Raw genomic sequence first — 2,114 nt, 5'->3', positions numbered from 1 at the left:
CGTTATTTTAGAAGATTCAGTCTCTGTTTTTCCGGATTGGAAAGGTAGACCAAACAGATAGCTGGTGGCTAAATTATTTACATTATCCATAACTAATTGTCCTTTATTAATTTGTATCTGCTGTTAATACCGTCCTTGTGGTTAGCTCGTTTGCTTAGCAAATTTAATGCTTCATGAGAGTACTTGGGCCATCTCAAGAAAAGGGGTAAATTACCCGTATCTTGTACTATCGCCCTATTTTTTAGACAGATAGGAAATGATTTAGTTCACTACTGAACTTGCTGGAAAAGCAGATGATATAGTGCGATATAGAAAATGCGGACTATGGAGAGCCAACCACTGTGGCATTACAAGAATTAAACATCCTGATATTTATCGGCTCTCAATGCTGATCGTAATGGCCACCCAGAGCGCAAATATAGATAAACTGGTCGTCAAATCTATATATCAATCGGTCCTTCTGGGTGAGCCTGCGAGACCTGTGACCAGAAAGGCCATGCTTTAGCGGTTCTGGTTTGCCGACCCCAGTAGTTGGGTCACCTTGCATCATTTCCTTGAGTTGGCGGCATAAAACTTTATGCAACTTTTTATCTTTCTCGCGTAAAGCTTCGTATACCTGCCAAGTATTACCCTCAAAGACCAATGATCTCACTGATATCCTCCTCACTTGGCTGATAGCCCTCACCCCGGCTGTGTGTATTCTGTGAGTCTGCAATCTGCTGCATCAAGCTACTATTCTGCAGCACATAAAGGGTCTCTTGTTCCCGCTCCCAGTCATCAGCACTGATCACTACAAAGTCTTCTCCACCGCGTCGAGTGACCTTAAGCGGAGTGCGGTTGCCCACAACCTTCTCTACAAAGCTTTTCAGGTTATCCCTGAACTGATTAACGCTGACACTTTCCATAAATTAACTCCACCTTTTGTGTACGGTATTACCGTACACTTTAGAGAGCAGGCATTTAAAAGGCAAGTCAACGCCTAGCAGCCTGTCGGACTTAAGGCTGCTAGCCAAGAACTACGCAACCGCTCAGAAATTGTTGGACGAAGCCCGTTCTGACCTGTCATTAAGTTGAACTCTGTCCTGAACAGACCCTGCTGTTTGAAAAAGAGATGCAAATTCTACTGATATTCATTCCGTTTTCTGTAGAATTGACCGCCTGGCAGAGCTCGGACAGATATTTAAACAGACTTTCATGAAACAGGTGCCTACCGCTTTAGAAGCACAGGAAAATGACTTATCACCACTCTCTTCAGAGCGTGGCAGTGACAAGTCATTTTCAAAACAAGGCCTTTCGCTTTTCTGGAGAGCTGGCAGCTGGTTGCTGGCTCTTCTGCTTTTTACTCCGTTACTGGCACTGGTCTATGAGGCCTCTGGGCCCACCGGCGAGATTTTTGCCCACCTGCGAAATACTGTGCTGGGCACATACATCCTCAACACCGTACTGTTGATCTCCGGTGTCGGTATTCTGGGTTTGATCCTTGCCCTCCCTGCGGCCTGGATCATGGCAAACTGTGAAATCCCCGGTAAACATTATCTGCAATGGCTTCTGGTACTGCCACTGGCCATGCCTTCTTACGTGGTCGCCTATATCTATACAGACCTGCTGGAATACGCAGGCCCGGTTCAAAGACTGTTGAGGGATTTAACGGGTTGGGAGAGTGCTGCCGATTATTTTTTTCCTGATATTCGCAGTCTGGGCGGCGCAATCATGATTCTTGCGCTCGTGCTTTATCCTTATCTTTATCTGCTGGCCAGAACCGCCTTTCTTGAACATTCCCAGAGTCAGATACTGGCCAGCCGACTGCTCGGATGTTCTCCTGTTGCCAGTTTTCTCAGGGTCTCAATCCCCATGGCCAGACCGGCTATCATAACTGGCCTGGCGCTTATGGGTATTGAGACACTGGGTGATTTTGCTACGGTTGATTACTTTGCCGTACCGACTTTAACGACAGCTGTCTATGACACCTGGCTGGGTTATGGCAGTTTGAATGCCGCTGCCAAATTATCTGCCATTATGCTGGTTGCAGTCGTGCTACTGATCTCACTGGAAAGCTACAGTCGCAGAAGACAGCAGCTCTACCAGAAGGTCACCGGGCAGGATCACAGTAAAGC

3 protein-coding genes are annotated in these 2,114 nt (G+C 46.7%); 1 reads left to right on the top strand and 2 read right to left on the bottom strand.

Annotated elements, in window-relative coordinates; translation table 11 throughout:
- Positions 1-382 precede the first annotated feature (382 nt).
- Both KDK19_RS16310 and KDK19_RS16305 read right to left on the bottom strand, forming a co-directional pair.
- Positions 383-652, bottom strand: coding sequence for a Txe/YoeB family addiction module toxin (locus KDK19_RS16310; protein WP_257274309.1), 270 nt, complete (start codon positions 650-652; stop codon positions 383-385).
- A complete protein-coding gene (locus KDK19_RS16305; RefSeq protein WP_257274311.1) occupies positions 633-905 on the bottom strand; it encodes a type II toxin-antitoxin system Phd/YefM family antitoxin in 273 nt (90 codons plus the stop codon). The genes KDK19_RS16310 and KDK19_RS16305 overlap by 20 nt, the downstream gene beginning before the upstream one ends.
- A gap of 289 nt (positions 906-1,194) precedes the next feature.
- Here KDK19_RS16305 and KDK19_RS16300 point away from each other — a divergent pair.
- The coding region (locus tag KDK19_RS16300; RefSeq protein ID WP_257292375.1) for an iron ABC transporter permease at positions 1,195-2,114 on the top strand (920 nt) is incomplete at its 3' end.

This window comes from Endozoicomonas sp. ONNA1, assembly GCF_024606325.1.
Lineage (GTDB): Bacteria > Pseudomonadota > Gammaproteobacteria > Pseudomonadales > Endozoicomonadaceae > Endozoicomonas_A.
This window is presented reverse-complemented; position numbering and strand designations above follow the sequence as displayed.